Annotated in this window: 29 protein-coding genes and 1 tRNA gene; 18 read left to right on the top strand and 12 right to left on the bottom strand. The window is 63.0% G+C overall.

Going from position 1 to position 26,682, the window contains the following annotated elements:
* Window positions 1-38: 38 nt before the first annotated feature.
* Genes AC1DYS_RS25095 through AC1DYS_RS25085 form a run of 3 tightly spaced genes read left to right on the top strand, consistent with a single transcriptional unit; the run spans window position 39 to window position 3,500 of the window.
* Window positions 39-1,184 (top strand): acyl-CoA dehydrogenase family protein, encoded by a 1,146-nt coding sequence (locus tag AC1DYS_RS25095; protein ID WP_477904236.1) that lies wholly within the window; start codon window positions 39-41, stop codon window positions 1,182-1,184.
* A complete protein-coding gene (locus tag AC1DYS_RS25090; protein WP_477904234.1) occupies window positions 1,181-2,368 on the top strand; it encodes an acyl-CoA dehydrogenase family protein in 1,188 nt (395 codons plus the stop codon). The genes AC1DYS_RS25095 and AC1DYS_RS25090 overlap by 4 nt, the downstream gene beginning before the upstream one ends.
* Window positions 2,369-2,372: 4 nt before the next feature.
* Window positions 2,373-3,500 carry an acyl-CoA dehydrogenase family protein gene (locus AC1DYS_RS25085; RefSeq protein WP_477904232.1) on the top strand — a complete coding sequence of 376 codons (1,128 nt, stop codon included), beginning with the start codon at window positions 2,373-2,375 and terminating at the stop codon, window positions 3,498-3,500.
* A gap of 281 nt (window positions 3,501-3,781) precedes the next feature.
* Here the strand turns inward: AC1DYS_RS25085 and AC1DYS_RS25080 are convergent.
* The 6 genes from AC1DYS_RS25080 to cysS form a co-directional block, all read right to left on the bottom strand.
* Window positions 3,782-3,874: transfer RNA gene (locus AC1DYS_RS25080), tRNA-Ser, on the bottom strand.
* A 108-nt stretch (window positions 3,875-3,982) separates the two neighbouring features.
* Window positions 3,983-5,251 (bottom strand): aspartate kinase, encoded by a 1,269-nt coding sequence (locus tag AC1DYS_RS25075; protein WP_477904230.1) that lies wholly within the window; start codon window positions 5,249-5,251, stop codon window positions 3,983-3,985.
* A 59-nt stretch (window positions 5,252-5,310) separates the two neighbouring features.
* Window positions 5,311-6,633 (bottom strand): tRNA lysidine(34) synthetase TilS, encoded by a 1,323-nt coding sequence (gene tilS / locus AC1DYS_RS25070; protein ID WP_477904228.1) that lies wholly within the window; start codon window positions 6,631-6,633, stop codon window positions 5,311-5,313.
* Window positions 6,602-7,573: an acetyl-CoA carboxylase carboxyltransferase subunit alpha gene (locus tag AC1DYS_RS25065; protein WP_047495307.1), complete on the bottom strand. Its 972-nt coding sequence runs from the start codon at window positions 7,571-7,573 to the stop codon at window positions 6,602-6,604. Before AC1DYS_RS25065 ends, tilS begins: the two co-directional genes overlap by 32 nt.
* A 64-nt stretch (window positions 7,574-7,637) precedes the next feature.
* Window positions 7,638-8,276: a DNA-3-methyladenine glycosylase family protein gene (locus AC1DYS_RS25060; RefSeq protein WP_047495304.1), complete on the bottom strand. Its 639-nt coding sequence runs from the start codon at window positions 8,274-8,276 to the stop codon at window positions 7,638-7,640.
* 4 nt (window positions 8,277-8,280) lie between these two features.
* Window positions 8,281-9,654, bottom strand: coding sequence for a cysteine--tRNA ligase (cysS, locus tag AC1DYS_RS25055; RefSeq protein ID WP_477904225.1), 1,374 nt, complete (start codon window positions 9,652-9,654; stop codon window positions 8,281-8,283).
* A gap of 238 nt (window positions 9,655-9,892) precedes the next feature.
* On the opposite strand from cysS, the gene AC1DYS_RS25050 reads away from it, so the two are divergent.
* From AC1DYS_RS25050 to AC1DYS_RS25030, 5 genes are all read left to right on the top strand, one after another.
* Window positions 9,893-10,381 (top strand): tetratricopeptide repeat protein, encoded by a 489-nt coding sequence (locus AC1DYS_RS25050; RefSeq protein WP_477904223.1) that lies wholly within the window; start codon window positions 9,893-9,895, stop codon window positions 10,379-10,381.
* A 153-nt stretch (window positions 10,382-10,534) separates the two neighbouring features.
* Window positions 10,535-11,101, top strand: coding sequence for a peptidylprolyl isomerase (locus AC1DYS_RS25045; RefSeq protein WP_477904222.1), 567 nt, complete (start codon window positions 10,535-10,537; stop codon window positions 11,099-11,101).
* Window position 11,102: 1 nt separating this feature from the next.
* On the top strand, window positions 11,103-11,603 hold the full coding sequence (locus AC1DYS_RS25040; protein ID WP_477904220.1) for a peptidylprolyl isomerase: 501 nt from the start codon (window positions 11,103-11,105) through the stop codon (window positions 11,601-11,603).
* Between the two features lie 8 nt (window positions 11,604-11,611).
* The gene (locus AC1DYS_RS25035) at window positions 11,612-12,382 is read left to right on the top strand and encodes a UDP-2,3-diacylglucosamine diphosphatase (RefSeq protein WP_477904218.1); all 771 of its coding nucleotides are present in this window, start codon (window positions 11,612-11,614) and stop codon (window positions 12,380-12,382) included.
* A 9-nt stretch (window positions 12,383-12,391) separates the two neighbouring features.
* Window positions 12,392-13,159 carry a M90 family metallopeptidase gene (locus AC1DYS_RS25030; RefSeq protein WP_477904216.1) on the top strand — a complete coding sequence of 256 codons (768 nt, stop codon included), beginning with the start codon at window positions 12,392-12,394 and terminating at the stop codon, window positions 13,157-13,159.
* Window positions 13,160-13,232: 73 nt separating this feature from the next.
* On the opposite strand, the gene clpA is transcribed toward AC1DYS_RS25030, so the two are convergent.
* Window positions 13,233-15,533: an ATP-dependent Clp protease ATP-binding subunit ClpA gene (clpA, locus tag AC1DYS_RS25025; RefSeq protein WP_477904214.1), complete on the bottom strand. Its 2,301-nt coding sequence runs from the start codon at window positions 15,531-15,533 to the stop codon at window positions 13,233-13,235.
* Window positions 15,530-15,883 carry an ATP-dependent Clp protease adapter ClpS gene (gene clpS / locus AC1DYS_RS25020; RefSeq protein ID WP_047495285.1) on the bottom strand — a complete coding sequence of 118 codons (354 nt, stop codon included), beginning with the start codon at window positions 15,881-15,883 and terminating at the stop codon, window positions 15,530-15,532. Before clpS ends, clpA begins: the two co-directional genes overlap by 4 nt.
* Window positions 15,884-16,085: 202 nt before the next feature.
* On the opposite strand from clpS, the gene AC1DYS_RS25015 reads away from it, so the two are divergent.
* Window positions 16,086-16,358, top strand: coding sequence for a cold-shock protein (locus AC1DYS_RS25015; protein ID WP_477904212.1), 273 nt, complete (start codon window positions 16,086-16,088; stop codon window positions 16,356-16,358).
* A gap of 62 nt (window positions 16,359-16,420) precedes the next feature.
* Here the strand turns inward: AC1DYS_RS25015 and icd are convergent, their stop codons facing one another.
* On the bottom strand, window positions 16,421-17,674 hold the full coding sequence (gene icd / locus AC1DYS_RS25010; protein ID WP_477904210.1) for an NADP-dependent isocitrate dehydrogenase: 1,254 nt from the start codon (window positions 17,672-17,674) through the stop codon (window positions 16,421-16,423).
* 149 nt (window positions 17,675-17,823) lie between these two features.
* Here icd and AC1DYS_RS25005 point away from each other — a divergent pair, with 149 nt between their 5' ends.
* The gene (locus tag AC1DYS_RS25005) at window positions 17,824-17,997 is read left to right on the top strand and encodes a hypothetical protein (RefSeq protein WP_197068144.1); all 174 of its coding nucleotides are present in this window, start codon (window positions 17,824-17,826) and stop codon (window positions 17,995-17,997) included.
* A gap of 138 nt (window positions 17,998-18,135) precedes the next feature.
* Window positions 18,136-18,579: a DUF192 domain-containing protein gene (locus tag AC1DYS_RS25000; protein ID WP_477904409.1), complete on the top strand. Its 444-nt coding sequence runs from the start codon at window positions 18,136-18,138 to the stop codon at window positions 18,577-18,579.
* Window positions 18,580-18,632: 53 nt separating this feature from the next.
* Here the strand turns inward: AC1DYS_RS25000 and AC1DYS_RS24995 are convergent, their stop codons facing one another.
* Both AC1DYS_RS24995 and xseA read right to left on the bottom strand, forming a co-directional pair.
* A complete protein-coding gene (locus tag AC1DYS_RS24995; protein WP_477904207.1) occupies window positions 18,633-19,214 on the bottom strand; it encodes a superoxide dismutase in 582 nt (193 codons plus the stop codon).
* An 85-nt stretch (window positions 19,215-19,299) separates the two neighbouring features.
* Window positions 19,300-20,574: an exodeoxyribonuclease VII large subunit gene (gene xseA / locus AC1DYS_RS24990; RefSeq protein WP_477904205.1), complete on the bottom strand. Its 1,275-nt coding sequence runs from the start codon at window positions 20,572-20,574 to the stop codon at window positions 19,300-19,302.
* Window positions 20,575-20,973: 399 nt separating this feature from the next.
* Between xseA and AC1DYS_RS24985 the strand changes: the two genes are divergently transcribed.
* The 7 genes from AC1DYS_RS24985 (at window position 20,974) to AC1DYS_RS24955 (ending at window position 25,661) form a co-directional block, all read left to right on the top strand.
* Window positions 20,974-21,615, top strand: coding sequence for a MotA/TolQ/ExbB proton channel family protein (locus AC1DYS_RS24985; protein WP_477904203.1), 642 nt, complete (start codon window positions 20,974-20,976; stop codon window positions 21,613-21,615).
* Window positions 21,616-21,627: 12 nt separating this feature from the next.
* Window positions 21,628-22,047, top strand: a complete 420-nt coding sequence (locus AC1DYS_RS24980; protein ID WP_047496435.1) for an ExbD/TolR family protein — start codon at window positions 21,628-21,630, stop codon at window positions 22,045-22,047.
* 43 nt (window positions 22,048-22,090) lie between these two features.
* Complete coding sequence (gene lpxK / locus AC1DYS_RS24975) at window positions 22,091-23,110, top strand: tetraacyldisaccharide 4'-kinase (RefSeq protein ID WP_477904201.1); 1,020 nt, start codon at window positions 22,091-22,093, stop codon at window positions 23,108-23,110.
* A 10-nt stretch (window positions 23,111-23,120) separates the two neighbouring features.
* Complete coding sequence (locus AC1DYS_RS24970) at window positions 23,121-23,327, top strand: Trm112 family protein (protein WP_477904199.1); 207 nt, start codon at window positions 23,121-23,123, stop codon at window positions 23,325-23,327.
* Window positions 23,324-24,079: a 3-deoxy-manno-octulosonate cytidylyltransferase gene (gene kdsB / locus AC1DYS_RS24965; protein ID WP_477904197.1), complete on the top strand. Its 756-nt coding sequence runs from the start codon at window positions 23,324-23,326 to the stop codon at window positions 24,077-24,079. The genes AC1DYS_RS24970 and kdsB overlap by 4 nt, the downstream gene beginning before the upstream one ends.
* An 82-nt stretch (window positions 24,080-24,161) precedes the next feature.
* Window positions 24,162-24,815, top strand: coding sequence for an adenylate kinase (adk, locus tag AC1DYS_RS24960; protein WP_477904195.1), 654 nt, complete (start codon window positions 24,162-24,164; stop codon window positions 24,813-24,815).
* A gap of 87 nt (window positions 24,816-24,902) precedes the next feature.
* A complete protein-coding gene (locus AC1DYS_RS24955; RefSeq protein ID WP_477904193.1) occupies window positions 24,903-25,661 on the top strand; it encodes a 3-hydroxyacyl-CoA dehydrogenase in 759 nt (252 codons plus the stop codon).
* Between the two features lie 3 nt (window positions 25,662-25,664).
* On the opposite strand, the gene AC1DYS_RS24950 is transcribed toward AC1DYS_RS24955, so the two are convergent.
* The coding region (locus AC1DYS_RS24950) for a tetratricopeptide repeat protein (protein ID WP_477904191.1) at window positions 25,665-26,682 on the bottom strand (1,018 nt) is incomplete at its 5' end.

Genomic DNA, 26,682 nt, shown 5'->3' with positions numbered 1-26,682 from the left:
CGGCGCGCAGCGCCCAGGGTGCACTTATGAACTTTGCCTTGAGTGACGACCAGCGCATGCTGCAGGACACGGTCGAGCGGCTGGTGTTGCGTGACTACGGCTTCGAACAGCGCAAGGCCTATGCGGCCGAGCCCGGCGGCTGGAGCCGCCAGATGTGGCGCACCCTGGCCGAGATGGGGCTGCTGGCCCTGCCCTTCCCCGAGGCGCAAGGCGGCCTGGGCGGTGGCGCAGTGGATGTGCTGCTGGTGATGCAGGCGATCGGCAAGGCGCTTCCGCTGGAGCCGCTGCTGTCCACGATGGTGATTGGCAGCGCGGTCCTGCGCGGCGCGAACCCGGCGCAACTCGACCGCTGGGTGGGCGCCATTGCGGCGGGCGACATGACGCTGGCCTGGGCGCATGCCGAGTCGGGCTCACGCTACCGGCTGCACGACGTGGCCTGCCGCGCGCAGCATGACGCCGAAGGCTGGGTGCTGGACGGCAGCAAGGCCCTGGTGCTGCATGGCGACAGCGCCGATCGATTGCTCGTCAGTGCCCGCAGCGCCGGCGCGCAGCGCGACCCGGCGGGAATCTCGCTGTTCATGGTCGATGCGCAGGCCCCCGGCATCGTGCGCGAGGCCAGCGCCATGCACGATGGCCGAAGGGCTGCGGACATCCGCTTCGACAAGGTGCGCGTCGACGAATCGGACCTGATCGGTATGGCGGGCGCTGCATTGCCGCTGATCCAGTCGGCCACCGAGGCCGCCATCGCCGCGCTCGCCGCCGAAGCGGTGGGCGTGATGGACACGGCGCTGGCGATGACGGTCGAGTACCTCAAGACGCGTCAGCAGTTCGGCGGCCCGATCGCGCGCTTCCAGGCCTTGCAGCACCGTGCCGCGGAGATGCTCATCGCGCTGGAGCAATCGCGCAGCATGGCCATGTATGCCGCGCTGATGCTCGACGAGCCCGATGCGCTCGAACGCAGCAAGGCACTCTCCGCCGTCAAGGTGCAGATTGGACAGGCGGCGCGCTTCGTCGGCCAGCAGGCGATCCAGTTGCACGGTGGCATCGGCGTGACGGACGAGTACACCGTCGGCCACTGCCACAAGCGCCTTGCGATGATGGATCTGCAGTTCGGCGACACCGATCACCACCTGGCCCAGTTCGCGCGGGCTGGCGGATTCATCAGCACTGAGGCCATTGCATGAATCTGCAGCGGGACCCGGCCATCGCAGCCTTTCGCGAAGAGGTGCGCAGCTTCCTGCGTGAGCAACTGCCGGCCGACATCGCGGCACGCACACTGCGGGGCTACCACGCGCGCAAGTCCGACATGACCGCCTGGACGCGCACGCTGCACGCACGCGGATGGTCGGCACCGCACTGGCCAGTCGAGCACGGGGGGCCGGGCTGGTCGCCGTTGCAGCGCCACGTGTTCGAAGAAGAATGCGCACTGGCCGGAGCACCGCCTACCTGCACTTCGGCGTTCAGCCTGGTTGCACCGGTCATCTACACCCACGGAACCGAGGCGCAGAAACGCCAGCACCTGCCGCCCATCTTGAGCGGCGACGCATTCTGGGGCCAGGGTTTCTCGGAGCCGAATGCCGGCTCCGACTTGGCAACGCTCCGCACCCGCGCGGAACGCGACGGTGACGAATACGTCGTCACCGGCCAGAAGACCTGGACCACCGAGGGCCACTTCGCCGACTGGCTGTTCTGCCTGGTGCGCACCAACCCCGAGGCAAAACCACAGCGCGGCATCAGCTTCCTGCTGATCGACGCCACCTCGCCCGGCATCACGATCCGGCCCATCGTTTCGATTGACGATGCGCACAGCCTGAACGAGGTGTTCTTCGACCAGGTGCGGGTTCCGGTCGCCAACCGCATCGGCGACGAAGGCCAGGGCTGGTCGTTCGGCAAGCTGCTGCTCGACAACGAGCGCGCGTTCAGCGCCGAAGTGCCGCGCAACAAGCGCATGTTGCAACGCTTGAAGGCGCTGGCGCGCGACCGCGGGCTGATCGCCGATCCTGTGTTCGCGCACCGCATTGCCGAACTCGAGGTCGAACTCGGCGCGCTCGAATGGATGACATTGCGGGCCTTGAGCGAGCACGGCAGCGCGGCAGCATCCGCGTGGCCCGCCGGTTCAGTGCTGCACGTGCTCGGCTCCGAGCTGCAGCAGAAGACCGGGGCACTGCTGGTCGAGGCACTCGGCGACCGCGGCGTGGTCGCGTATCCCGAATGGCAAGGCGCCGCGCCACCTGCCGACTACCCACCCGGTCCGCACGATGCGCCGGGCGTGACGGCCGACTTTCTCTACCGACGCGCGGTCACGATCTACGGCGGCAGCAACGAGATCCAGCGCAACCTGATCGCGCGGCACATGCTCGGCGCTTGAAACCATGGACTTCGCCCTCAACGAAGAGCAGACCCTTCTGCGCGACAGCGTCCGCCGCTTCGTGGACCAGGATTACGGCTTCGAGCAACGCCGCCGCCTCGTCGCCCACGAAGGCGGCTTCAGCGCGAAGCACTGGGCACAGTTTGCGCAGCTCGGTTGGCTGGGTGCCGGTTTGCCGGAGGCCGCCGGGGGCTTCGGCGGCGGCGTGATCGAGACGGCGATCATTGCCGAGCAGCTCGGCCGCGGCCTCGTCGTCGAGCCCTTCGTGCCGGTGGCCGTGCTGGCGGCACAGGCACTTTGGCATGCCGGCAGTGCCCAGCCGGTGTTCGGTGCGTTGGTGGACGGCGCCTATCGCATCGTGCCGGCTTTGAACGATGCTGTGGACGCGCCGGCCACGGTGCATGCAGCCGACAACGGTGCACGGCGTCTCGTCGGGCGGAAAACGCTGGTCGTCGGTGGCCCGCAGGCCGACCGCTTTCTGGTCTCGGCCGCAGAGGGCAACGGCGTTTCGCTGCTGCTGCTTCCCGTTGACGCACCCGGCCTCGTGCGCCACGACCACCGCTTGATCGACGGCACACCGGCCTGCGACCTGCACTTCGACACCGTGCTGCAAGCTGGCATGTGCCTCGGTGTGCCAGGTGCCGCCGCTGCCGCAATCGAGGTCGCACAACACCACGCCACGGCCGCCGTGTGCGCGCAGGCCCTCGGCGTGATGGACCTTGCCATTGAACTCACACGCGAGTACCTGCTGCAGCGCCAGCAGTTCGGCGTGGCGATCGCCAGCTTCCAGTCCCTGCGCCACCGCCTGGCCGACATGCTGATCGCACAGGAGCAAGCACGCGCCACGCTGCACGGCGCCCTGGCCGCGCTGCTCGATGACGAAGCGCAGAGCCGCGAACGTGTGCGGGCGGTGGCAATTGCCAAAGCCCAATCGGGCCGCAGCGGTCGCTTCATCGGAGCCCAGGCCATCCAGCTGCACGGCGGCATCGGCATGGCAGACGAAACCATGGTTGGCCATTGCTTCAAGCAGCTGATGGTGTTCGATGCGCAACATGGCAACACGGCTGCCCAGCTTCGCGTGCTGGCAGACGGACTGAATGGAGACCGACCGAGGGCGACGAATTCCACCTGATTGGCAACCCCATTCGGGGCCGCACGCCGAGATGTTTACTGTTGCAAGTGACAGTCGAACATATTGCGCGGATGTCAACTGTTACAGCTCGGCAGCTAACAGGCGAACACCAAACGGGTGAGGATAAGGGCGACGCTTCGCCCTTTGGGCCTGACAGCTGTTCGGCCTGTCGTCGCGGATACGCTACAAGATGCGTGCCGCAGAAGCGACGCGCGCTGTGCAGGTAGCAGTGTAGGTAGAAATGAAACACGGGCCGCAAGGGCCCGTGTTTACTAGGTTGCTGGAGGAGTCGGAGGGATTCGAACCCTCGATTCGCTTTTAAGGCGAATACTCCCTTAGCAGGGGAGCACCTTCGGCCACTCGGTCACGACTCCAGCACGAGGCGAGATTCTAAAGCAGAACGATCACGTCTTTCGCCGAACCACCCCAAGAAAGACGTGCGCCCTCAGGCGATTTGAAGCCGCGAGGGGCGCCTTGTACCGTCAGGCCGCAGCCTGCTCCAGATCGAAGGCCTTGTGCAGTGCACGCACGGCCAATTCCATGTACTTCTCGTCGATCACCACGCTGGTCTTGATTTCGCTAGTGGTGATCATCTGGATGTTGATGCCTTCTTCGGACAGGCAACGGAACATCTTGCTGGCCACGCCCACATGCGAGCGCATGCCGATGCCGACGATGCTGACCTTGCAGATCTTGGCATCGCCCATCACCTGCGCGGCGCCGGTTTGCGGCAGCACGGTGTTCTTCAGCACGTCGAGCGTACGCGCATAGTCGTTGCGGTGCACGGTGAACGAGAAGTCGGTCTTTCCGTCGTGAGAGACGTTCTGGATGATCACGTCGACGTCGATGTTCGCGTCGGCGATCGGGCCGAGGATCAAGGCAGCGATGCCCGGCTTGTCGGGCACGCCGAGCACAGTGACCTTCGCCTCATCGCGGTTGAAGGCGATGCCTGCGACAACAGCTTGTTCCATTTTTTCGTCTTCCTCAAAAGTGATCAAGGTGCCGGAGCGGGCTTCCTCGTCGATGTTGATGTCCCAGGGTGTGAAGCTCGACAGCACGCGAAGCGGCACACGGTATTTGCCGGCGAATTCGACCGAGCGGATCTGCAGCACCTTGGAACCCAGGCTCGCCATCTCCAGCATTTCTTCGAAGCTCACCGTCTGCAGGCGGCGGGCCTCGGGAACGATGCGCGGGTCAGTCGTGTAGACGCCATCGACGTCGGTGTAGATCAGGCACTCGTCGGCCTTCATCGCCGCCGCCACGGCCACGGCCGAGGTGTCGGAGCCGCCACGGCCGAGCGTGGTGATGTTGCGTTGCGGGTCGATGCCCTGGAAACCGGTGATCACCACCACCTTGCCGGCGGCTAGGTCGGCACGGACGCGGGTGTCGTCGATGCTCTGGATGCGCGCCTTGGTGTACGAGCTGTCAGTGGCGATGGGTACCTGCCAGCCGGCGTAGCTGACCGCCTCGAGGCCTTCGGCCTGCAGCGCGATCGACAACAGGCCGACCGACACTTGCTCGCCGGTGGACGCAATCATGTCGAGTTCGCGAAGGATGCCTTCGCTCGCCAACTCGGGCGACAGCTCTTTGGCCATGCCGAGCAGACGATTGGTCTCGCCACTCATGGCGGACGGCACGACGACCATTTGATGCCCGGCGCGGGCCCACTTGGCCACGCGTTTGGCGACATTGCGAATGCGCTCCGTAGAGCCCATGGAGGTGCCGCCGTATTTATGAACGATGAGTGCCATGAAGAACGGGTTCGCGGTAACGGTGAAGAGGGTTGCGTGCTGCGATGCAACCGCGCATTTTAACTGCTACGCCAATGAAGACTGAGCTGCGGCTGACCGGGCAGCGCCAACACCCGCGCGTCGAGCCCCAAACCGGGCACGAATACCAGCTGGCCACCGCTGTAGACGAGCGGGCCCTTGCGCTCCCATTCGGGGATGTCTGCGGCCTGGAACTGCTTCTTCAGGCTGCGGGCAGGGCGGCCGATGCCAGCCTGGAACTGCTCGCCGCCTTCTCGCGCGCGGAGCTCCAGGTGGGCAAGCCACGCGAGCGGCACACCACCCTCCATCACACGTTTGGCAATCAACTCGCCGCCCCATGCTGGAAGAGCGAAGCGGCCTGCTCCAAGAATGCTCAGCGACATGTCGCGCTCGCCTGGCTCTTCGGAAACCGGTTCATCGGAGGTGAACAACAGGTGTCCTCGATGGCGGCGCAGGAGGCCGTCGAGCAGTGGCCACTGTGCAGGCCCGCTGCCGGGCAGCTCTTGCTGCAGTCGCAGCACCAGGCTGGCCGGTGCCGCGTACCCGGTTTGCTCTTTCAACCAAGCGCGCAACGCGTTGGCCCGCCGCGGCTGGCTGAGGCGCAGCCAGTCTTTCACGCTCAGGCCCTTGGCATTCGACACCTCAGGCAAATCAATCGCCGCCAACTCGGCCAGGCAACTCGAGGCTTCGGCCGCCCACGCCGCGGCATCGGCCAAGCTGGCTTCGACCTGCGGAAAGGCTTGGCTCAAAGCCGGCCAAACCTTCAGCCGGAGGCGGTTGCGTGCAAAGCGGGCGTCCGCGTTGCTGTCGTCGTCGATGTAGCGCAAACGATGGTGCCGCACATAGCCCTCGATCGCCTCGCGCGAATGGTCGAGCCACGGTCGCACCCACGTGATGCCATCACGTTCGATGGTGCGCGGCATGCCTGCGAGGCCTGCAACACCAGCCCCTCGCAGTGCTTGAAGCAACAGCGTTTCGGCCTGGTCACGACGGTGATGCGCCAGCAGCACGATGCCCACATTGGCCTCGGCTGCCATCACTCGGAGTGCGCGATAGCGTGCCTGCCGAGCCCAGGCTTCGATGCTTTCTCCCGCGGCGGGCTGCTCGGTCAGTTTGAGAGTCAACAGCCGTACGGGCAGACCCTGTTTCGCCCACTGCGCGCATTGCGCTTGCGCGTGGGCCAGCCATTCGTCGGCGTGAGAACTCAGCCCATGGTGCACATGCAGGGCCGCTACCTGGGCGCCCTGCTCTGCCGCGGCGCGCGCGGTGGCATGGAGCAAAGCGGTCGAGTCGCGGCCAGCGCTGTAGGCGACCGCGATGCTGTGCGGAAGGTCAGCGTTCCTTGGTGTCGGTGAAGCGGCCATAGGCCTGCAGGCGCTCGTAGCGGCGTTGCAGCAACTCCTTCGGCTTGAGGTCGCTCACTTGGCGCAGCGCGTCGTTGAGTGCGCGCTTCAGGTAGGCAGCCATCTGCTTCGGATCGCGGTGGGCGCCGCCCACCGGTTCGTTCACGATCTTGTCGATGAGCCCCAGTGCCTTCAAACGGTGGGCGGTAATGCCCAGTGCATCGGCAGCCTCGGAGGCGCGCTCGGCCGTCTTCCACAAGATGGAGGCACAGCCTTCTGGCGAGATCACCGAGTAGATGGAGTACTGCAGCATCAGCATCTGGTCACCCACGCTGATGGCCAGCGCACCGCCCGAACCGCCCTCGCCGATGATCGTCACGATGATGGGCACTTCGAGTTGTGCCATCTCGAAGATGTTGCGGCCGATGGCTTCAGACTGGCCGCGCTCTTCGGCGCCGATGCCCGGATAGGCCCCCGGCGTGTCGACCAGCGTGAATACCGGCAGGCCGAACTTCTCGGCAAGCTTCATCAGGCGCAGTGCCTTGCGATAGCCCTCGGGCCGCGACATGCCAAAGTTGCGAGCCGCACGCTCCTTGGTGTCTCGCCCCTTCTGGTGGCCAATCACCATGCAGGCCTGGCCGTTGAAGCGGGCAAGGCCACCGACGATGGATTGATCGTCGGCAAACGCACGGTCGCCTCGCAGCTCCTGGAAGTCGGTGAAGACCTCGTTGATGTAGTCCAGCGCGTAAGGGCGTTGCGTGTGCCGCGAGATCTGCGTGACCTGCCACGGCGTGAGGCTGGAGTAGATGTCCTTGACGAGCTGGTGGCTTTTCTTGCTCAGCCGGTCGATCTCTTCGGAGATGTCGACGGCCGATTCGCTTTGCACGTAACGCAGCTCTTCGATCTTGGTTTCTAGTTCGGCAATGGGTTGCTCGAACTCGAGGAAATGTCGTTTGCTCATCCGGCTGGGATCCTGGGTTGATGAAGGCGTTGGGAGCGTCTTCACATGAGGCAGAAAGAGGCGCTCAATACGCCACAGGCAGAGGGTCGAGGCTTCGCCAAATGTACCATGTGGCTACCGAGCGAAATGGTGCCCAGGCGTCGCCGACTTCACGTGCTTCTGCTCGTGAAACAGGCTCGCCGCTGAAGTAGTTGACGCTGATGCCCTTGATGAGGCCGATGTCATCGAGCGGCATTACGTTCGGCCGCATCAGATGAAAGATCAGGAACATCTCGGCCGTCCAGCGGCCGATACCGCGAATGGCTACCAGCTCGTCGATGATGGCTTCATCATCCATCTGCTGCCATTGCCGCACGTGCACCTTGCCGGACTCGAAATGCTGAGCCAAGTCGAGCAGGTATTCGACCTTGCGCGCAGACAGGCCCGCCTCGCGCATGTGGGAAGGCTCGATGTCCACCACGGCCGATGGCAGCACGCGCATCGGCCCGCCATCGACCAGCGCGGCAAAACGATCCCACACGGCCTGGGCCGCCTTGACAGAGATCTGCTGACCAACAATGGAGCGTGCCAGCGTGGTGAAGGCATCTCCGCGGCTTTGCAGTTGACCCTCACCGCACTGAGGAATGAGCTTGCGCATCACGCGGTCGCGTTTGGAGAGGTGCTTGCACGCCTCGTCCCAATAGTCTGGGGTGACGGTACGCACCGGGTCAGCCCTTCGTCCAGGTCGTGCCTTGCGGCGAGTCTTGCAGCACGATGCCCTGGTCGAGCAAGTCTTTGCGGATCTGGTCGGCGAGCGCGAAATCGCGTGCCTTCTTGGCTGCTGCGCGGGCCTCGATCTGAGCTTGGATGGCCGATTCGTCCAGCGCGCTGCCCGACTGCAGGTAGGCGCGCGGGTTTTGCTGCAACACGTTGAGCGTTGCGCCGAGCCCCTTGAGCAAACCGGCCAGCTCGAGTGAACGCGTGCGATTGATCTCGCTTGCAAGCTCGAACAAGACGGCCACCGCCTCGGGTGTGCCGAAGTCTTCGTTCATCGCATCACGGAACCGCGCGGCCAACGGATGCGACCAGTCGACCGGCACGTCGGGCACATCCAGATCGGCCAAGGCCGTGTAGAGACGGCGCAGCGAGTTGCGTGCGTCGTCCAGATTGCCGTCGCTGAAGTTGAACGGGCTGCGGTAGTGCGTGCGCAGCATGAAGAAGCGGATCGTCTCGCCATCGAAACGCTCGAGCACTTCGCGAATGGTGAAGAAGTTGCCCAACGACTTGGACATCTTCACGTGGTCGACGTTCAGCAAACCGTTGTGCGCCCAAATGCGAGCAGGCCCTTTGCCGTACGCGCCTTCGCTTTGCGCGATCTCGTTCTCATGGTGAGGGAACTGCAGGTCGGCACCGCCGCCGTGTAGGTCGAACTGCTCGCCGAGCAAAGTGCACGCCATCGCCGAGCACTCGATGTGCCAGCCGGGGCGCCCCGCGCCGTATTCCGACGGGTACTTGGCGTCAGCCGGTTCCTCCGGCTTTGCGGCCTTCCACAACACGAAGTCGAGCGGGTCCTGCTTGCCATCGAGCACAGCCACGCGTTCACCCGAGCGCAACTCGTCGATCGACTTGCCCGACAGTTGGCCGTACTTCGGGAACTTGCGCACCGCGTAGTTCACATCGCCGTTGTCTGAGCGGTAGGCCAAGCCCTTGGCTTCGAGCTGGCCGATGGTGGCCAGCATCTGCGGCACGTACTCGGTCGCGCGCGGCTCGTGGGTAGGCTTGGCAATGCCGAGCGCACCAAGGTCCTGATGCATGGCGCCGATCATCTCGTCGGTGAGCTCACGAATGGAGATCTTGCGTTCGAGCGAGCGCCTGATGATCTTGTCGTCGATGTCGGTCACGTTGCGAACGTAGCTGACCTGGTAGCCGAGTGTGCGCAGCCAGCCGTAGATCACGTCGAACGCGATCATCATGCGTGCATGGCCCACGTGGCAAAAATCGTAGATCGTGATGCCGCAGACGTACATGCGCACGTGGTTCGGTTCGATCGGAACGAACACCTCGGTCTGTCGAGTCAAGGTGTTGAAGACGCGCAATGTCATCGGTGAGTGGCTGGAGTAGGTGCGCTCAGCGGCTGTTCGGCCTGGCATGCAACCGGGGAGCGCCGGGCTGCTTCAGTGCTGTACGCCGATGGCGAAGCGTTCTGTCGGAAGGGCTTTGAGCAGTGGGGCTGCGATACAATTTTGGGAGTATAGCGGCCTGCCCTTTTCTCTGAATTGTCCCTCGTCCGCTCGCTCGTCAGTGCCTAGATGCAGGCACTCGCAACCCACCTGAATGTCAATGGTCCGTACACGCACTCCGCTTTTTGGCCTGGTCGTCGCGGGCTTCGTGCTCACCGCCGGCGCGGCACGCGCAGATGACTACGCAGACATCGATAAGCTTTTCAGCGCGGGCCAGTGGACCGAAGCCGTACAGAAAGCAGACCAGTTTCTCGCGTCGAATCCACGCGATGCGCGCATGCGCTTTCTGAAGGGACTGGCACTGTCGGAGCAAGGTAAATCGGCCGACGCCAGCGCCGTGTTCGTCAAGCTGACTGAAGACTTCCCCGATCTGCCCGAGCCCTACAACAACCTCGCCGTGCTCTACAGCAAGCAAGGCCAGTACGAGCAGGCGCGCCGTACGCTGGAATTGGCCATTCGCATCGACCCAAGTTACGCGACGGCGTATGAGAACCTCGGCGACGTCTACGCCAAGCTGGCGATCGCGATGATTCGTGACCTGTTGGCGCCCAAGCCCTCAGCGCCTCACGCCGGCGAGAGGCTGAACTGAAAGTGGTGCCGATCCTCTCGTGGCTCGGTACCGGCGAGATTCTCATAGCCACCTTTGATGAAGTGCTGAAGGGTCAGCTCACCGGCCCGATGAAGCGCCAGTACTGGGCAAGGAGGGTGGACAATGGAAGATATTTTTCGAAGGAGTGATTGGATGAACAAACGCATACCTTGGTTGCCGACGCTCGCGGCCGTGGTCATCGGCCTCGGCGTGAGCCTGGCGGCCCATGCACAGAAGGTCAAGCTCGCCACTTCAATGGGTGACATCGTGATCGAACTCGACGCCGCCAAAGCACCGAAGACGGTCGACAATTTCGTGCAGTACGTGAAGGCCGGCCAGTACAACGGCACGATCTTCCACCGCGTGATCMSCGRYTTCATGATCCAGGGCGGCGGCTTCGCACCCGACATGTCGGAAAAGTCCACCCGCACGCCCATCGCGCTTGAAGCGCAGACCGGCCTGAAGAACGACCGCGGTACGGTCGCGATGGCACGTACCAATGACCCCGACTCCGCTACGGCGCAGTTCTTCATCAACGTCGTCGACAACGCGATGCTCAATGCCAACGGGCCGGGCAATGGCTACGCCGTGTTTGGCAAGGTCGTTCAAGGCATGGACGTCGTCGACAAGATTCGCGCGGTCAAGACCACGCGCAAACCGCCGTACTCGGACGTCCCCGCCGAGCCCGTCATCATCAAAAAGGCCACGCTGGAGAAATAACATGAGCAAGAAAGTCGAACTGCAAACCAACCACGGCACGATCCTGATCGAGCTCGACGACACCAAGGCCCCGGTGACCGTGGCCAACTTTTTATCGTACGTCGAAAARGGCCATTACAACGGCACGGTGTTCCACCGCGTGATCAAAGGCTTCATGGTTCAGGGCGGCGGCTTCGAGCCTGGCATGAAGCAAAAGCCTACCGACGAGTCGATCAAGAACGAAGCCAACAACGGCCTCAAGAACGACCACTACACACTCGCGATGGCACGCACCAGTGCGCCTCACTCGGCGTCGGCACAGTTCTTCATCAATACCACCAACAACGACTTCCTCAACTTCAAGTCGGAGTCGCCGAGCGGCTGGGGCTATGCTGTGTTCGGCAAGGTCATCGGCGGCAAGGAAGTGGTCGACGCCATCGAAGGCGTGAAGACGGGCAACAAGGGTGGCCATGGCGACGTCCCGCTGGACGACGTGGTCATCACGCAGGCCACGGTCGTCTGAGGGCCGCCATGCAGGCCGAGGTGAACGCACCGCCGGATTGGCAGTCCATCGACTTCATCTCCGACCTGCATCTCGCCGCAGAGACGCCTCGCACCTTCGAGGCGTGGGCCGACTACATGCAGCGCACCCCAGCAGACGCAGTCTTCATCCTCGGTGATCTGTTCGAGGTCTGGGTCGGCGACGACACGAGGTTCGAGGGCTTCGAAGAGCGTTGCGCCGAGGTGCTGACCAAGGCCACGCAGCAGCGCAGCGTCTTCTTCATGGTGGGCAACCGCGACTTCCTCGTTGGCACCGAGATGCTGGCAGCCTGCGGCGTTACGCCGCTGGCCGACCCGTGTCTTCTGACGGCGTTCGGTGAACGGGTGCTGCTGACACACGGCGATGAACTCTGCGTTGCCGACGTCGAGTATCAGAAGTTCCGCGCGATGGTTCGCAACCCTGCCTGGCAAGCCAAGGCCCTCGGCCAGCCGCTGGATGTGCGGCGTCACATGGGGCGCGAAGTTCGCAGCCAGAGCGAGATGCGCAAGCACGGCACGACGTCGCCGGCCGACTGGGTCGACATCGACCTTGCGATGGCCACTGCCTGGTTGCATGCTGGAAACGCGCCGACGCTGATTCATGGTCACACGCACCGGCCGGGCAGCGAGCCGCTTGGCGCTGCTGGCACCCGCCACGTGCTGTCGGACTGGGACATGGATCATGCGCCGCACCGTGCGGAAGTCTTTCGCTTTACGTCCGCCGGCATGGCGCGCTTGCCGCTGCACGATGCATTGACATAGCCAGCCGTGATGGAAGTTTTGCGCCGCTGGCGTGATCGGCGAACGCTGGCACGCCGGCCCATCCCCGATGCACTGTGGGCCAGCACGCTCGCCCACTTTCCCTTTCTTGCGGCGCTCGAATCCGCGGACGCAGGCAAGCTGCGAGAGCTGAGCACGCTCTTCCTCGACCGCAAGGAGTTCAGCGGTGCGCAGGGCCTGAACGTCACCGACGACATGGCGGTTGCCATCGCCGCCCAGGCCTGCCTACCCATCCTGCATCTGGGGCTCGACTGGTACGACGGTTTTATCGGCATCGTGGTTCATGCCGGCGAGGTGGTGGCCCGGCGCGAGGTCATGGACGAAGACGGCGTTGTTCACCACTACGACGAGCCCCTGTCCGGCGAAGCGATGGAGGGCGGCCCGGTCACGCTGTCATGGCAAGACGTCGCGGAGGCCGGCGATTCGGCCGAGTGGGGCTACAACGTGGTGATCCACGAGTTCGCCCACGTACTCGACATGAAAGACGGCAGCGCCGATGGCATGCCTCCGTTGCCCAGCCGTGCCGCCCAAGTCGAATGGCAGGCGGTGTTCGCCGCGCACTACGACGCGTTCTGCGAAAGGGTCGAAGCCGAAGAGGACACCCTGCTCGACCCGTATGGTGCAGAGGCACCAAGCGAGTTCTTCGCGGTCGCGTGCGAGGCCTTTTTCGTGGCGCCTCTGGATCTGCAGGCTGAACATGCCGAGGTCTATGGACTGCTGAGCCAGTTCTTCCAGCAAGACCCTGCCTCGCGCACCTGACCGCACAGACAACACCGGTCCGCAAAAAAGAAACGGAGCCAGAGGCTCCGTTTCTCGTTTCAGCTTGCCACGATCACGCTGTGGCCGGCTCGGCCTTGGGCTTGTCGCTCTTCTTCGGCGGCTGGATGTCGAGAGTCGTCTTGCCCTCGGCATCAATGTCCACCGACAAGCGACCACCGTCGACCAAACGACCGAACAACAACTCGTCCGCCAGTGCACGACGGATCGTGTCCTGGATCAGGCGCTGCATCGGGCGCGCACCCATGAGCGGGTCGAACCCCTTCTTGGCCAAGTGCTTGCGCAGCGCGTCGCTGAACGTTGCTTCGACCTTCTTCTCGGCCAACTGCCCTTCGAGCTGCAGCAGGAACTTGTCGACGACGCGCATGATGATTTCTTCATCCAGCGAGCGGAAGCTCACGGTCGCGTCCAGACGGTTGCGGAACTCCGGCGTGAACAGGCGCTTGATGTCAGCCATTTCGTCACCCTGCTCGCGCGAGTTGGTGAAGCCGATGGTTGCCTTGTTCATGGTTTCGGCACCCGCGTTCGTCGTCATGATCAGGATGACGTTGCGGAAGTCGGCCTTGCGCCCGTTGTTGTCGGTCAGTGAACCGTGGTCCATCACCTGCAAGAGCACGTTGAAGACGTCGGGGTGCGCCTTCTCGATTTCATCGAGCAGCAGCACGGCATGCGGCTTCTTCGTGATCGCCTCGGTCAACAAGCCCCCCTGGTCGAAACCGACGTAGCCCGGAGGCGCGCCGATCAAGCGGCTGACGGCGTGGCGCTCCATGTACTCGCTCATGTCGAAGCGGATCAGCTCGATGCCCAGAATGAAAGCGAGCTGCTTGGCCACTTCGGTCTTGCCAACGCCCGTGGGTCCGCTGAACAGGAACGAGCCGATCGGCTTGTCGGGCTTGCCAAGACCGGAGCGCGCCATCTTGATGGCGGCCGACAGGGCTTCAATGGCAGGTTCCTGACCGAACACCACGCTGTTCAGGTCACGCTCGAGCGTCTTGAGCTTGGACCGGTCATCGCTCGAAACGCTTGTCGGCGGGATGCGCGCGATCTTCGCGACGATCTCTTCGACCTCGTTGCGCGTGATGGTCTTCTTCTGCTTGTTCTTCGGCAGGATGCGTTGCGCAGCGCCGGCCTCATCGATCACGTCAATCGCCTTGTCGGGCAGATGACGGTCATTGATGAACTTGGCCGACAACTCGGCCGCAGCCTGGAGCGCACCCAGCGCGTACTTGACGCTGTGGTGCTCTTCGAACCGCGACTTCAAGCCCTTGAGAATTTCAATCGTCTGCTCGACCGATGGTTCGACCACGTCGACCTTCTGGAACCGACGTGACAGCGCCGCATCCTTTTCGAAGATGCCGCGGTACTCGGTGAAGGTGGTTGCACCGATGCACTTCATCGCACCCGAGCTCAGCGCCGGCTTGAGCAGGTTGCTTGCATCCAGCGTGCCGCCGGACGCTGCACCGGCACCGATCAGCGTGTGAATCTCATCGATGAACAACACCGCGTTCGGCTGGTCCTTCAGGTGCTTGAGCACGCTCTTCAGACGTTGCTCGAAATCACCGCGGTACTTGGTACCGGCCAGCAACGCGCCCATGTCGAGCGAGTAGACCTGCGCGTCCGCCAGGATCTCGGGCACGTCGTTCTGCGTGATGCGCCAGGCAAGGCCTTCGGCAATGGCCGTCTTGCCCACGCCAGCTTCACCCACCAACAGCGGGTTGTTTTTGCGGCGGCGGCACAGGATCTGGATGACCCGCTCGACCTCGAGCTCACGGCCGATCAACGGATCAATCTTGCCTTCGCGGGCGAGTTGATTCAGGTTTTGAGTGAACTGGTCGAGCGGGGAGCCCTTGGATTCCCCCTCTTCCTTTTCGCCCTCGCTGCCGGAGCTCTCGTTCGACTTGGGCTGCTCGGGCGGGTCGGTTTTCTTGATGCCGTGCGCGATGAAGTTCACCACGTCGAGGCGCGTCACGCCCTGCTGGTGCAGGTAGTAGACGGCATGCGAATCCTTCTCGCCGAAGATGGCGACCAGCACGTTCGCGCCGGTCACTTCCTTCTTACCGCTGCCCGTGGACTGCACGTGCATGATCGCGCGCTGAATGACGCGCTGGAACCCGAGCGTAGGCTGTGTGTCGACTTCATCGGCACCACCCACCGTGGGCGTGTTCTCCTTGATGAACTGCGCAAGGCTCTTGCGCAACTCGTCGATGTTGGCCGAGCACGCTCGCAGTACTTCGGCAGCAGAGGGGTTGTCCAACAGCGCCATCAACAGGTGCTCGACCGTGATGAATTCGTGGCGCTGCTGGCGCGCCTCGACAAACGCCATGTGCAGGCTGACTTCAAGCTCTTGCGCAATCATGCGGCCTCCATAATGCATTGCAACGGATGACCGCCGCGCCGTGCGGCGGTCAACACCAATTCGACCTTCGTGGCTGCGACATCCTTGGTGTACACACCGCAGACGCCACGACCTTCCTTGTGTACCTTGAGCATGATCTGCGTCGCCGTCTCGAGGTCGCGTTTGAAATACTCCTGGAGCACCATCACGACGAACTCCATCGGGGTGTAGTCGTCGTTGAGGAGCACCACCTGGAACATCCTCGGCGGCTCTGTCTTGGCCGTCTTGCGCTCGGCCACGACCGCGCCCTGCCCACGGTCAGGCGGAGTGCCCTTGGGTGGCGCTGGCAGTTTCGGTGTGTCGTCGGGCATGGAATGATTCTATAGAGTTGGAGCTTAGCGATTCACTGTCTCGGATATTGCGCCAGATGCCGGGAGCTCAAGCCCATAAAAGCACTGCGAGAGGCACATTTTTAGAGCCTTCCAAGAACGGTGCCGCACCCCCGCCGCTTGCCTTGACAGCCCGCAAACCGAGATTGAGAATGCCGCCGATCAATGGGAAGGGAGCCCCAGCATGGCGATCGGAACGGTGAAATGGTTCAACGATGCAAAAGGTTTTGGCTTCATCGAACCTGAGGGCGGCGGCGAAGACGTTTTCGCCCATTTTTCCGCCATCCAGATGGACGGCTTCCGGACGCTGAAACAGGGCGGCCGGGTCAGCTACGAAATCGTTCAGGGCCCCAAAGGCCAACTCGCTCAGAATATTTGCCCCCAGGACACGCCGGCCGATCTGCTGGTCGCGGCGGCAAACCAGGCTGGCACCAGCGCCGGCCTTTCTCCGAACTGAGGCCGTATCGGCATAAAAAAAGGCCCACCTGCGGTGGGCCTTTTGCTTGGGTGCGCCAAGACTCACATGTTTTCGATCATCACCTGACCGAAGCCGGAGCAGGACACCTGGGTGGCCCCGTCCATCAAGCGGGCGAAGTCATAGGTGACCTTCTTGCTCGCGATCGACTTCTCGAGCGAACTGATGATCAGGTCAGCAGCAGCCGTCCAACCCATGTGGCGCAGCATCATCTCGGCCGAGAGAATTTCGCTGCCCGGGTTCACGTAGTCCTTGCCGGCGTACTTAGGCGCGGTGCCGTGGGTAGCTTCGAAGCATGCCACCGAGTCCGACATGTTGGCCCCGGGGGCAATGCCGATGCCACCGACCTGTGCAGCCAGCGCGTCGGAGATGTAGTCCCCGTTCAGGTTGAGAGTCGCGACCACCGAATACTCGGCCGGGCGCAGCAGGATCTGCTGAAGGAAGGCGTCGGCGATCGAATCCTTGACGATGATTTCCTTGCCCGTCTTCGGGTTCTTGAACTTGCACCACGGGCCGCCGTCGATCAGCTGAGCGCCGAATTCCTTTTGCGCCAGTGCATACGCCCAATCACGGAAGCCACCTTCGGTGTACTTCATGATGTTGCCCTTGTGCACGATGGTGACGCTGGGCTTGTCGTTGTCGATCGCGTACTGCAGTGCCTTGCGCACCAGGCGCTCGGTGCCTTCGATGGAAACCGGCTTGATGCCGATGCCCGACGTATCCGGGAAGCGGATCTTCTTCACGCCCATGTCTTCGAGCAGGAACTTGATCAGCTTCTTGGCCTTGTCCGACTGGGCTTCGTACTCGATGCCGGCATAGATGTCTTCCGAGTTCTCGCGGAAGATCACCATGTTGGTCTTCTCCGGCTCCTTCAGGGGCGAAGGAACGCCCTTGAAGTACTGCACGGGACGCAGACAGACATACAGGTCCAGTTCCTGGCGCAACGCGACATTGAGGGAGCGGATGCCGCCGCCGACCGGCGTGGTCAGCGGGCCCTTGATCGAGACCACGTACTCGCGCAGCACCTGGAGCGTCTCTTCGGGCAGCCAGACGTCGGGGCCGTAGATCTTGGTCGACTTCTCGCCAGCGTAGACCTCCATCCAGTGGATCTTCTTCTTGCCGCCGTAGGCCTTCTCGACGGCCGCATCGACCACCTTGATCATCACCGGCGTGATGTCGAGGCCGGTGCCGTCACCTTCGATGAACGGAATGATGGGTTGGTCGGGGACCTGGAGAGAAAAATCCGGGTTAACGCTGATCTTCTGCCCGCCTTGGGGGACCTTGATGTGCTTGTACATGGATGACTCCGCTCGCTGCGATGGGTATCAGGGTTTGTATCCAAAGATTCTATGTCACGGCATCTGTCAACCGCCCGACAACAAGCCACGTTAGCCGGATGCCACTCGACAGTCGGGTGGTGGATTCAACTTTCGAAAGGTAAATCACAATGAACAAACTTCTGGCCGCTCTGATCGCTTCCTTGTTCGCCGTTGGCGCTTTCGCTGCTGACGCAGCCAAGCCTGCCGCTTCCGCTGCCTCCAAGGCAGAAGCCAAGGCCGAAAAGAAGGCTGAAAAGAAGGAAGAGAAGAAAGAAGCTAAGAAGGAAGAAGCCAAGAAGTAATCAACGTCTCGTTGATTGCCTTGGTGCTTTGCAGGGAGACTGCAAACGCTTCGAGAAACGCCCGGTGCTTGCATCGGGCGTTTTTCATGGTGGCCCCACCGATAATTGAAACCCGCTCAACTTGCTCGCATGGACAACATGATGAAACGCGCTTCGCTAGCGTTTATGGCCCTGGTCTGGAGTTGCGCGTCCCTCGCGCAAGATGGCCCGCAAAATCTRCCCGCCGTCACTCTGAAGGCAGGCATCTACAACATCCAGGCGCAACTGGCGCAAACACCCGACCAGCGCACTATCGGCCTGATGTTTCGGAGCAGCATGGCGACCAACGAGGGAATGCTCTTTCGCTTCGAGGAGCCGGGCATGCAGTGTTTCTGGATGAAGAACACCTTGTTGCCACTGTCTGCCGCGTTCATCGCGGACAACGGCACCGTCGTCAACATCGAAGACATGAAACCGCAGGCGCTGGACTCTCACTGCTCGAAGCAGCCAGTGCGCTTCGTCCTTGAAATGAACCAAGGCTGGTTTGCCAAGCGCGGCATCAAGCCCGGCACCAAGTTGTCCGGACCACCCTTTGCGCCCTGAATGAAAAAGGCCGGTCAGTGACCGGCCTTTTTACTTGCAGCCCGCCTCTTCGTTCAAGCGAAGTTCTTGGCTGCGAAGTCCCAGTTCACCAACGAGGTGAGGAAGGTCTCGACCCACTTCGGACGCAGGTTGCGGTAGTCGATGTAGTAGGCATGCTCCCACACGTCGATGGTCAGCAGCGCCTTGTCGGCGGTGGTCAGCGGTGTGCCGGCGGCACCCGTGTTCACGATGTCCACGCTGCCATCGGGCTTCTTGACCAGCCACGTCCAGCCGGAACCGAAGTTGCCGACGGCGCTCTTGGTGAACGCTTCCTTGAAGGCAGCAAAGCTGCCGAACTTGGCGTTGATCGCCGCGGCCAATGCGCCAGTGGGCTCRCCGCCGCCCTGCGGCTTCATGCAGCTCCAGAAGAAGGTGTGGTTCCACACCTGAGCCGAGTTGTTGTAGATGCCGCCGGACGACTTCTTGATGATGTCTTCCAGGCTCATCGACTCGAACTCGGTGCCCTTCTGCAGGTTGTTGAGGTTCACGACGTAAGCGTTGTGGTGCTTGCCATAGTGATACTCCAGCGTTTCCTTGCTGAGGTGTGGAGCCAATGCGTCCTGGGCGTACGGCAACGGGGGCAGAGTGTGTTCCATGGAGTTTCCTTTCTGTGGTTCGGAAGCGGAGAGCGTCGAATGATTGTAGGCAGCTTGTACGGCGCCGCATTGCCCAACGCGGAATTCAGCGCTCGCTGCGCGGGTTCAGCGTCACGCTCGACAGCGTGGCCGTGGCTTGGCCATCCACGAGTTCGGCGCGCACTTGCTGGCCCGCCGACAAGGCAGACGCCGTCGTGATCGGTACACCCAGGTCATCGCTCAACCAGGCGTAGCCACGCGCGAGAACTTGGCGAGGATCCAGAGCCCTCATCCGATCCTCCAGCGACCTGAGTCGCTGATGACGCTGCGCCAGCGTGACGCCCGCGGCGCGCTGTAGCCGCGCACTCCCTTCGTCGCAACGTTGCCGTTGGCGCGGCGCGTATTGCAGCAACTGGCTCGCCATGCGCTGCTGCAGCAGCGTCAGCCGGTGAGCATGCCGGCGAATGTTGTCCATCGGCCGCGTCAGGCGAAGTGCGGCGTGATCGAGCACCTGCGCCTGGGTGTCGAGCACGCGTCCCATGCGGCGCTCCATCACCGAAGCCACGGCGGCGAGCAAGGACAGCCCCTCCTCTTGCGTGGGCGATACCAGTTCGGCCGCGGCCGTCGGCGTGGGAGCACGCACGTCCGCCGCGAAGTCGGCCAGGGAAACGTCAGTCTCGTGCCCAACGCCGCACAAGACCGCCAACGGGCTGGCCACGATGGCCCGCACGACACGCTCGTCATTGAAGGACCACAGGTCTTCGAGCGAGCCTCCACCGCGGCAGACGATCAGCACGTCGACCTCCGCACGCCGCGCCGCGGCCTGGATCGCATTGACGATCGTGGCGGGCGCGTCTGCCCCTTGAACGAGACAGGGATACACGACGACCTCCACATGAGGCGCGCGGCGTGACAGTGCCGTGAGCACATCGTGCAGGGCCGCAGCAGCCAGCGATGTCACGACACCGACGCGGCGTGGAAAGCGCGGCAGCGCCCTCTTTCGCTCTGCGTCGAACAAGCCTTCGGCCTCGAGGCGCGCCTTGAGTTTCAGGAACTGCTCAAACAGCGCACCCTCCCCGGCACGCTGCATCGACTCGATCACGAACTGCAGTTCACCCCGCGGTTCGTAGACCGCGAGGCGCCCGCGTACCTCGACCAGTTGGCCATCCGCAGGAGCGAAGTCCACCAGGCTGGCAGCACGCCGAAACATCGCGCAGCGGATCAGCGCCGCACCGCCTTGTGCATCCTTCAGGCTGAGGTAGCAGTGCCCGCTGGAGGCGCGAGAAAACCCTGAGACTTCGCCACGGATCGTGCAGGCCGAGAAGCGGGCAGCCAACGCGTCGGAGACCGCATTGATGAGCGCCGAGACACTCCAGACCATGCGTTCACCGCGGGGGAATGGATTCTCAATCACAGGCAAACCCAGCGCTGATGCGGGTCGAGAACTCCACAAGCCCGCCAAACAAGGCATGGCGTGGTGATTTGACTGTCACGAGGCTTTCACAATCATGCAAGTGTTTGATTTTCAAGGATATTTTTATGCCTAAGTTTTAAGCAATCTGACGCAGCGCCTGAATTCACGCGGCTTGCGCGTCGCCACAAGCAGGTTGCCCACAAAGTTGTCCACAGTTGCAGTGGACGAACGCGACAACGGTCGCCGGCCGTCTTGGTGCGAGCGGAGATGCAGTGACAAGATCGAACCAATCACCGCGCGACAGGCCGAGGCTTGGGGCCATAATCGCGCCTCTCGAACGGCACATAACTCACCAAGAGGACCGGATTGTTTTCGATCATACAAGCCGCTGGCTGGCCCATTTGGCCCCTTCTCCTGTGCTCCATCGTCGCTCTGACGCTCATCATCGAACGCTTGTCGAGCCTGCGCGCGGCGCGCGTTTCACCGCCTCGCCTGCTTGACGAAGTCGTGTCCGTCACCCGTGCTCATTTGCCCGGCGCCGACGTGGTCAACAAGCTGGCCGACAACTCAATTCTGGGGACCGTGCTCGCAACCGGCCTCCGCACGGTGATCGCCGACCCGCGCTTGAGCGAAGCCGTGCTGCGCAGTTCGTTCGAGTCTGCCGGACGTGCGGCGGTGCACCGCATGGAGCGCTACCTCAACACGCTGGGCACGATCGCCTCGGCCGCACCCTTGCTGGGGCTGCTCGGCACGGTGATCGGCATGATCGAGATCTTCGGCTCACAGGCGCCGACGGGAGGCAGCAACCCGGCCCTGCTCGCACACGGCATTTCGGTCGCGCTCTACAACACCGCCTTCGGCTTGATGATCGCCATCCCGTCGCTGATGTTCTACCGCTACTTCCGTGGCCAGATCGAGGCCTACACGCTTGAGATGGAGCAAGCCGCCGAGCGCATGGTGCCGCACCTGATGCGCTTCTCGGTGCCGGCCAAGAAACCCGCGGCCTGACCGAGCATGGCGATGAACTTTCGCAAGCACCACCCCGAAGAACCCGAGATCAACCTGATCCCGTTCATCGATGTGTTGCTGGTGGTGCTGATCTTCCTGATGCTGTCCACCACCTACTCCAAGTTCACCGAGCTGCAGGTCGTGCTGCCGGTGGCCGACGCCGACAAGCCACGCGAGAACCCACGCGAGATCATCGTGTCGGTGTCCGGCGAAGGCCGCTACGCGATCAACCGCAAGACGCTGGAGGGTCGCAGCGTCGAGATGCTCGCAGCCGAATTGGCCGTAGCAGCCGAAGGATCGCAAGACACGGTGGTGATCATCTCGGCCGACGCGACGGCCGCCCACCAGTCGGTGGTGACGGTGATGGACGCTGCACGGCGCGCCGGCTTGGCCAAGTTGACCTTCGCCACCCAGGCAGGCCAAGGCCGCTAGCACCGATGTCCCCCGTCGCGGCCTGCTCAGGCCACTGAGGAACGTGTCGGCTGTATCCAAACTGCAGGCAGCGTGGATAAAGCGGGGCTGGCTCGCCTGGCTGCTACTGCCGATCTCGTGCCTGTACGGCTTCGTCGTGGCTCTGCGTGCAGTCTGCTATCGGCTTGGGTTGATGCAATCGATGAAGCTGCCGGTGCCCGTGATCGTCGTGGGCAATCTGGTGGCGGGTGGTGCAGGCAAGACCCCGACCACCATCGCGTTGGTTCGGCTGCTGCGCCAGCGCGGCTTCAACCCCGGAGTCTTGTCGCGAGGCTACGGTCGACAGGCCCGTGACGTCGCGCTGATCAGTCGGGATACGCCCGCAAACATCGCCGGCGACGAGCCGTTGTTGATCCAACTTCGCACCGACGCGCCCGTTGCCGTCAGTGCCGACCGAATCGCCGGTGGACGAGCACTGTTGCAGTCCGCACCCTCAGTCAACATCCTGATCAGCGACGATGGCCTGCAGCATCGCCGGCTCGTGCGCGACGTACAGGTGATCGTGTTCGACGAACGCGGCATCGGCAATGGTTGGCTGCTGCCCGCCGGGCCGCTGCGCGAACCCGCGCTGCGCACCGTGCCGCCCCGCAGTGTCGTGCTGTACAACGCGCCTGCACCGACCACCATGCTCCGTGGTCATCAGGTCGTGCGCCGCCTCAGCGGCCTCGCCTCGTTGTCGGATTGGTGGGCGGGACAACCCGCGAGGGCAGATGCGTTCATTCAGCTGTCGGGCCGCGAAGTATTGGCGGCAGCCGGCTTGGCGCGGCCGCAGCGCTTCTTCGACATGTTGCGCACCCAGGGCCTCTCGATCAAAGAACTCCCGCTGCCGGACCATCACGACTTTGCCACCCTGCCCTGGCCATCCAACACGGCCGATGTGGTGGTGACCGAAAAGGACGCCGTCAAGCTCAAGCCCGAAGCCATGGGCAGCACGCGCGTGTGGGTCGCGACGCTAGACTTTGACCTGAGCCCGGCGTTCGCAAACGAACTGATGCAGTGGCTGCCACCGAACGACAAACCGTGAAGGATCCGACATGGACACCCGACTGCTTGCACTGCTGGTCTGCCCCTTGTGCAAGGGGCCGTTGGAACACCAGCGCCCTCCGTTTCAAACGAACCATGAGCTGATCTGCCGCGCTGACCGCCTGGCCTTTCCGGTGCGCGACGGCATCCCGGTGATGCTGGAGTCGGAGGCCAGACCTCTCGATGCCGAGGCTCCTGCGTCCGAGGGTGCAGTGTGAGCTTCACGGTCCTGGTGCCGGCTCGCCTGCAATCGACTCGCCTGCCGCGCAAGATACTCGCCGACCTGGGCGGAGTGCCGATGGTCGTTCGAGTGGCGCAACGCGCGGCACTGTCCCAGGCAGTACGCGTCGTCGTGGCGGCGGACGATGCCGAGATCGTTCTGGCTTGCCAAGCGCACCGCGTTGACTGTGTACTGACCCGAGCCGACCATGCCACCGGCAGCGACCGATTGGCGGAAGCCTGCGCCTTGCTTGGCCTGGACGGCGCCGATGCAGTGGTCAATGTGCAAGGCGATGAACCGCTCATTGAGCCGTCACTGATCGACGCTTGCGCAGCGCTGTTGGTGAACCGCCCCGATTGCATGATGAGCACTGCTGCCCATGCCATCGATGACCCGAGCGAACTGGCCAACCCGAATGTCGTCAAGGTGGTGGTGGATGGCGCCGGCCGCGCGCTCTACTTCTCGCGCGCACCGATCCCGTGGTGGCGCGACGGGTACGCGCAAGGCATCAGCACCCTGCCGCCTGGCAATTTGCCTTTGCGCCACATCGGCCTCTATGGCTATCAGGCGGGGTTTCTGCGACGCTTCCCAAAACTCCCGCCCTGCCCGCTCGAAGCGGTCGAGTCTCTGGAGCAACTGCGCGTCTTGTGGCACGGCGAGCGCATCTCGGTGCATGTGAGCGCCGTACGACCTGGGCCGGGCGTCGACACGCCCGAGGATCTCGCCCGCGTACGCGCCCTGCTCGGTTGAGTACCCATGCTATTCTCATCAGCAAAGCTGGACCGCAGCCACTGCAGGTACCGCGCAAGATTCCATAAATAGAGGACGACAGATGAGAATGATCCTGCTGGGCGCGCCAGGCGCCGGAAAGGGGACGCAAGCCGCGTTCCTGTGCAAGAAGTTCGGCATCCCACAGATTTCGACTGGCGACATGCTGCGCGCTGCGGTGAAAGCCGGAACCCCTCTCGGCTTGGCCGCCAAGCAGGTGATGGACGCTGGCGGACTGGTCGGCGACGACATCATCATCGGTATGGTGAAGGAACGCATCGCCCAGCCCGATTGTGCAAACGGCTTTCTCTTCGACGGATTCCCACGCACGATTCCGCAGGCTGACGCGATGCGTGCAGCCAAGGTCAAGCTCGACGCAGTGCTCGAAATTCATGTGCCTGACGACGTGGTGCGCGAGCGAGTGACCGGGCGTCGCGTTCACGGCGCCTCAGGCCGCGTGTATCACACCAAATTCAATCCGCCGAAGGTGGAAGGCAAGGACGATGTGACCGGCGAGGACCTCGATCAACGCGTGGACGACACACTGGAGAAGGTGAACACCCGGCTCGAGAAATACCACGCCGAAACCGAACCTCTGGTTGGCTACTACAAGCAATGGGCCGCAAGCGGTGACCCGGATGCCCCGCGCTGCAGCAAGATCAGTGGCCTCGGGGCCCTGGATGAAATCACCGCACGGGCTCTGGCTGCGCTGCAGTGAAGCCGCTTATCGCATAAGGCAAAGCCGCTCGTTGAGCGGCTTTTTTCATTCAGAATCGCGGTCGACAAAATACTTCAGGAGCACTGCATGGACATCACGGGCAAGGTTTTCATCGTGACTGGCGGCGCGTCGGGTCTGGGCGAAGGCACCGCACGCATGCTGTCTGCACACGGCGGCCAAGTCGTCATCGCAGACCTGCAGGCCGATAGAGGCGAGGCCGTCGCCAAAGAACTGGGGGGCCTCTTCGTCAAATGCGATGTGAGCCAGGAAGCAGATGGTCAAGCTGCTGTTGCTGCGGCTGTTGCTGCAGGCAAATTGATGGGTTTGATCAATTGCGCCGGCATTGCGCCTGCTGCCAAGACGGTTGGCAAGGAAGGTGCGCACGCCCTTGCGCTGTTCAGCAAGGTCGTAACGGTTAATCTGATCGGCAGCTTCAACATGATCCGCCTGGCCGCCGAGGCCATGTCCCGCAACGAACCGGAAACCACGGGTGAGCGTGGCGTCCTGATATCGACCGCGAGCGTCGCGGCCTATGACGGACAAATCGGCCAGGCGGCCTACTCGGCCTCAAAAGGAGGCGTCGTGGGGATGACCTTGCCCGTTGCGCGCGACCTCGCAAGAAACGGCATTCGCAACATGACGATTGCACCGGGAATCTTCGGCACGCCGATGTTGTTCTCAATGCCACAGGACGTGCAAGACGCGCTGGCGGCCGGCGTGCCGTTCCCGAGCAGGCTCGGCACGCCAGCCGACTACGCCAAGCTCGTCCACCAGATCATCACCAATGACATGCTCAACGGTGAAGTGATCCGGCTGGACGGAGCGATCCGCCTCGCACCCCGCTGACCTCTATTTCTGGCGAGCGACAAGAGACCACAGTCGCGCGAGATCGCCGGTGCCGTCCGTGCCYGTGACTGTCTTGAAGACGGTCTGGGCACGCGCATTCTGACCCGCCAACAGCCAGGCGATGCCCAAGTGCAGCTTGGCATCGTCGGCGCGCTTGAGGCCGCCCTTGGCAATGCCCTGTTCCATCTGTGCAATACCGGCTTTGGGGTCTCCGAGGAAAACCTGAGAGAAACCCAAGTCGACCAATTCGTTGCCGGTCTTGGATGCAGTGGCTTCGGCCTGACGCGCAGCCATTGCCTGTTTCTCTTCTTCGCTGCGCTTGGCGACCAGGTCCTTGAGCCGGCGATGACGATCGGCTTCGGCAGGAGCACCAGTGCCCAGGACACCAGCGGCAAACCCCTTGTCGACTACTTGCTTGCCTTCGCCAGGCAAGCCGGCCTGCACAGCGAGCTGTGCCATTTCCATGTAGTCGGCCGCGTTCCGCATGCTGCCAGTTGCCAACATGAGCCGATAGGTGTCCAAGGCCAAGCGATCGCTGAAGTTGGGTTTGCGCTGCACGCGGCCCAGCATGTCCGCCCAGTACTCCTTCTTCGGGTAGTACGTGACGAGGCGTTCCATCGCCATCACATAGCTGCCGTTGTCGTTCACACGCTGGGCAGCGTTGAGCAGCAACTTGAGCCGATCTTCTGCAGGCGCTCGCCCCGCCTTCTCATCAGCCTGCACCTCGACCACGAGCTCCTTGGTCGCACCGGCGTAATCGCCGCCGAGATATTGCGACTGGATCACCAGCGTACGGATCTGGCCGTTGGTGCCACCTTCGGCCAGATAGCGCTTGCCCCACACCACGGTCTTTGCATAGTCCTTGGCTCTATAGAAAGCACCGGCCAGGGATTCGAGCATGCGAAGCTGGTCGGCTGCCGGCAGCTTGCCTGTGGCCTTCAGCGCCTCGAAAGACTTAGCAGCGGTTTCAGCATCACCCGCCCCTGACGCTGCAGCGATGCGCATGCGCTCGATCAAGAAG

The sequence above is a fragment of the Rhizobacter sp. P2_G4 genome (assembly GCF_056403575.1).
This window is presented reverse-complemented; position numbering and strand designations above follow the sequence as displayed.

Excerpts from the sequence above, each read along its gene's own strand:
- AC1DYS_RS25090 (WP_477904234.1), top strand. The coding sequence starts at position 1,181 with ATGAATCTGCAGCGGGACCCGGCCATCGCAGCCTTTCGCGAAGAGGTG.
- AC1DYS_RS25085 (WP_477904232.1), top strand. The coding sequence starts at position 2,373 with ATGGACTTCGCCCTCAACGAAGAGCAGACCCTTCTGCGCGACAGCGTC.
- AC1DYS_RS25075 (WP_477904230.1), bottom strand. The coding sequence starts at position 5,251 with ATGGCACTCATCGTTCATAAATACGGCGGCACCTCCATGGGCTCTACG.
- tilS (WP_477904228.1), bottom strand. The coding sequence starts at position 6,633 with ATGGCCGCTTCACCGACACCAAGGAACGCTGACCTTCCGCACAGCATC.
- AC1DYS_RS25065 (WP_047495307.1), bottom strand. The coding sequence starts at position 7,573 with ATGAGCAAACGACATTTCCTCGAGTTCGAGCAACCCATTGCCGAACTA.
- cysS (WP_477904225.1), bottom strand. The coding sequence starts at position 9,654 with ATGACATTGCGCGTCTTCAACACCTTGACTCGACAGACCGAGGTGTTC.
- AC1DYS_RS25050 (WP_477904223.1), top strand. The coding sequence starts at position 9,893 with ATGGTCCGTACACGCACTCCGCTTTTTGGCCTGGTCGTCGCGGGCTTC.
- AC1DYS_RS25035 (WP_477904218.1), top strand. The coding sequence starts at position 11,612 with ATGCAGGCCGAGGTGAACGCACCGCCGGATTGGCAGTCCATCGACTTC.
- AC1DYS_RS25030 (WP_477904216.1), top strand. The coding sequence starts at position 12,392 with ATGGAAGTTTTGCGCCGCTGGCGTGATCGGCGAACGCTGGCACGCCGG.
- clpA (WP_477904214.1), bottom strand. The coding sequence starts at position 15,533 with ATGATTGCGCAAGAGCTTGAAGTCAGCCTGCACATGGCGTTTGTCGAG.
- clpS (WP_047495285.1), bottom strand. The coding sequence starts at position 15,883 with ATGCCCGACGACACACCGAAACTGCCAGCGCCACCCAAGGGCACTCCG.
- AC1DYS_RS25015 (WP_477904212.1), top strand. The coding sequence starts at position 16,086 with ATGGCGATCGGAACGGTGAAATGGTTCAACGATGCAAAAGGTTTTGGC.
- icd (WP_477904210.1), bottom strand. The coding sequence starts at position 17,674 with ATGTACAAGCACATCAAGGTCCCCCAAGGCGGGCAGAAGATCAGCGTT.
- AC1DYS_RS25005 (WP_197068144.1), top strand. The coding sequence starts at position 17,824 with ATGAACAAACTTCTGGCCGCTCTGATCGCTTCCTTGTTCGCCGTTGGC.
- xseA (WP_477904205.1), bottom strand. The coding sequence starts at position 20,574 with ATGGTCTGGAGTGTCTCGGCGCTCATCAATGCGGTCTCCGACGCGTTG.
- AC1DYS_RS24980 (WP_047496435.1), top strand. The coding sequence starts at position 21,628 with ATGAACTTTCGCAAGCACCACCCCGAAGAACCCGAGATCAACCTGATC.
- AC1DYS_RS24970 (WP_477904199.1), top strand. The coding sequence starts at position 23,121 with ATGGACACCCGACTGCTTGCACTGCTGGTCTGCCCCTTGTGCAAGGGG.
- adk (WP_477904195.1), top strand. The coding sequence starts at position 24,162 with ATGAGAATGATCCTGCTGGGCGCGCCAGGCGCCGGAAAGGGGACGCAA.
- AC1DYS_RS24955 (WP_477904193.1), top strand. The coding sequence starts at position 24,903 with ATGGACATCACGGGCAAGGTTTTCATCGTGACTGGCGGCGCGTCGGGT.